This window comes from Streptomyces sp. NRRL S-31 (assembly GCF_000718775.1).
In the GTDB taxonomy this organism is placed as follows: Bacteria; Actinomycetota; Actinomycetes; order Streptomycetales; family Streptomycetaceae; genus Streptomyces.
The window spans coordinates 1-3,607 of the sequence record NZ_JOCB01000186.1; the positions used below are offsets into that span (position 1 = coordinate 1).

The 3,607-nt window shown below is 73.8% G+C and carries 1 protein-coding gene; it reads right to left on the bottom strand.

From position 1 onward, the window contains the following. Window positions 1-3,607, bottom strand: a 3,607-nt coding sequence (locus IF37_RS40245; protein WP_037858201.1) for a hypothetical protein, incomplete at both ends; no start/stop codon positions are given.

Genomic DNA, 3,607 nt, shown 5'->3' on the forward strand with positions numbered 1-3,607 from the left:
TCGGCCGTAGTCCGGGCATACTCCTCGCCACGTGTCCGCAGCGCCTCGGCGACCTCCCTCACCCCACTCCACCACCGCGTCGACGCCTCGGCCGCGTCGACGCCGATACCCATCCGAGCCCGGCCCGCGCCCTGCCGGATCTCCAACGCCCGCCGCACCACCCCCGAATCAAACTCCGCCAGCAACGGCTCCTCCCGCACCGCCGCCTCGAACTCCGCGTCCACGCCGACGGAGCCCGGACCTGCCGGGCCACCGGCCGGGGCGTCGACCGATTGCCGGGCCGACGTCCCGGTTCCCTCCTGTTCGATGCCCACCGGTCCGGCCGGGGCACTGCGCAGATTGGGATCGCCGAATCGGTCGTCCTCGGGCACCCGGGCCGTGCCGCGTGCGTCGACCGCGGTCTCGGCCTCGGCCTCGGTCGTGGGGACCTCGGCGGCGGACCCGGCGGTGCCGGCTGCCTCGGCTGCGGCTGCCTCCGCGGTGAGGGGGACGGTGATGAGCATGGCCTGGTCGGTGGCCGCCTCCTCGTCCGGGACGAGGACGAGGCCGTCCGGACCGGGTGTGAGGTGGTACCAGACCTCCGTCTCCAGGGTGGAGCGGAGCGTCTCGGCGTTGTCCGGGCGGCCGATCCAGCCGCTGTCGCCGCGCAGCAGGTGCAGGGCGGCGTCCGGGTGGTCCAGGACGAAGTCGTGGCCGTAGGGCACCCACGGTCCGGGGGGCAGTTCGGTCCCGTCGGGCAGGCTGATCCGGCCGTCGCTGTGGACGCGGTAGGAGAAACCGGTGCTGGAGTGGGGGTGCGGCTGTGTGATGACGTGCCACTCGCCGGGCCGTCGGGCGGCGTCGGACATGGCGGGGACCCGGTCCGCCGGGACGCGGGCGGGCGGGGTGCCGTCGGTGCGCGGTCCGGAGGAGGTGAAGGAACGGCCGAGGGGCCACTGTTCGGCCAGCGGGTCGGTTCCGGCGTCCCGGCTGCCGCCCAGCATCGCCGCCAGCGAGGAGCTCTGCGTCCGTCGGCTGCCGGTCAGGACGGCACCGGCGTACCGGACGGCGGCCTGGTGGGCCTGTGGCGACGACGGATCGTGGCCGTACGACTGGAAATAGGCCTGGTAGGTCGTCAGGGCCTGGTACTCGGAGACGTTGCCGCGCACGTCCGGGGCGAGCGATTGCATCACGGCTGTGACGGCAACGGTCTCGGCGGGCGTCGCGGGACGTCCTAGGGCGGAGCCGAGCGCTGCCGCGGTGGTGATCTCCGCTGCCGTCGCCGGGCGCCTGAGGCCGTTGTTGAGCGCCGTGACGGTTTGGAGGTGGGCCTGTGCGTACTCGGCGGCGGCGAGCACGTCCTCCAGCTGCCGTGCTTGCTCGGGTGTCGTGGTCTCGGCGAGGGCCTGCCGCGTGCGCTGCGCCAGTGCCCCCATCGCCTCCTCCACACCAGGCGGCAGCGGGCCCCCCAGAGCGAACGAGGCCACCATGGAGGCGAGTTGCCGCACCTCGGTGCCGGGCAGCAGCTGGACCGGGGCCTGGCGCCCGGGGACGGGCACGTGTACCTCCGCCGTCCGCTCGAACACCGCCGTGAGCACGGAAACGAGCGGGTGGTCCAGGACCACGCCGGGGAAGGCGGGGTCCGTCGCGGCCTGGCCCCGCAGGCGCCCCGCCTCCTCGTACGCCTGCCGCGCGACCTGCGCGAGGCGGTCGAAGGCCGTGCGCACCTCGGCGTCGGTCTGCTCGTTCTCGTCTCCCCCGAACTGGCGCAGTTCCAGGAGCACGAGCCCCTCGGGGAACACGCCACCGTGGGTGTCGAGCCGGTAGTCCCGCATGCCGACGCCGTCGTACTGGCTGACCTGGTCCTCTGCGGGTACGTCGTTGAGCATCGTGGCGAGGTACTCGCCCAGGGTGCGTTCGCCGGGGCCGGTGAGTACGTCATCCAGGACGTGCCGCGTGCCGTCCACTCCCCGCCTGGCCGTGTTCCGCCGCCGGGCGAGGAAGTCGTCGAACTCGGTGAGGAAGAGGTTCACGACCTGCTGGCCCGCGTGGGCGAGGAACGCCCGCAGGTCCGGGTGGAGGGAGGACCGGATCAGCGCGAAGGAGTTCCGCGACGCCGCGACGAGCATGTTCTTCGTGAGGATTCCCGGGTGCAGCCTTCTCTGCGCCGGGGCGGCCGCGCCGTGGGCGTAGAGCAGCCAGCCGTAGCCGCGCAGTTCCTCCAGCCCCGCTACGGACGAGGCGAGGAACGGCACCTGCCCCGGCGTGACGGGACGCCCGATCCGAGCCTCGGCGTAGACGGCCGCCAGCCGGTCCGCGAACCTGCGCGCCGAGTGCATGAGGGGCGCGAGCATCGGATAGGTGAGATGCTCCAGGGCGGTCTCGTGCACGCCCGCCAGCGCCGCGACCGGCACACCGATCGTGAACTGGGTGTAGGTGCGCTCCTCCGCCCCGCGCACGGTGTTCCCCATGTAGATCCGGCGACCGGCGTCCGTGACCGTCCACCGGGGCGGCAGGACGGAGGCCAGGGACACGGGCCTGCCCGACACGGAGGGCGCGGCGTTCCTGAGGGCCTGCTGGACCTCCTGCAGCAGCCGCATGCCGTCCTCGGCCGCCACGCGCGAGTGTTCCCCGGGCAGGACGCCGAGCGGCGGCAGGACGATCTCGGGGATGAACAATGTGACCGTACTCGCCTGAGCGGCGCCCTCGCTGCCCGGCAGGTACAGCCGTCCCGCCCGCTCGCGGACCGCGCTCACCTCCATGACCACCGTGGCGCCCGAAGGGTGTTGCGCCAGCACCGTGCCCGCCAGGAGTTCGGGTCCGTTGGTCACGATGAGCTGCCGCAGCAGTTCGGTCTCGGCGCTGTTGGCGCCGCCGAGGAACCTCACCTTGTCGCCGGTGAGGAGGAACTGCGCGATCTCCTCACCCCGTTGGCGCAGCGTGACGCGCCCGGGCCGCTCGGGCAGGATGCCGGCGGCCATGCGGATGTCGGCGTCGGTGGGCGGGGGCACGATGCCGTCGGGGTGGAGGGTGCGGAACTCGCGCCGCACCTCCTCGATCAGGAAGCGGTCGTCCTCTCGTGCCGGAGCCGCGCCGCGGGAGCCGGCCACGCTCGCCTCGGCGGACGTCTCGGTGGCGAGGGGCGTGGCGCCGGACGCGGCCGGGGGCGCCTGGGTGGTGGACGTGTTGGTGGCGAGGAGTGCGGGGGCGGACATGGTTGCGGGCCGGGCGGGGGCCGTCCGGGTCTGGGCGGGTGGGCCGGGGCGTGTCTCGGTGTGGATCCATCGGGCGACGGCTTCGGCCTGGTGTCCCGGTGACATGGCGTGCCAGGTGGGGTCCAGGAAGTGGTGGAGCAGGAGCGTCCGTCCGGGCGTGAGGTCCTGGGCCGGGTGGCCGGCGGCGGCGAGTTCGGCCCTGACGGTGAGGTCCAGCCGGTCAGCTCCGTCGCGGTCCAGTACCGCCGCGGCCCGTCCCGGTGTGGTGGGGGTGAGGGCGTGCGAGGGGAGGTCGGTGCCGGTGCGGATGCGGTGGGCGAGGGCGGTGGCCTGGTCTCCGAGGGGCTGGGTGTGCCAGTGGTCGGCGAGGTGGTCGTAGGCGTGCGCGAAGTCCTCGGCGGTCAGCGGCATCG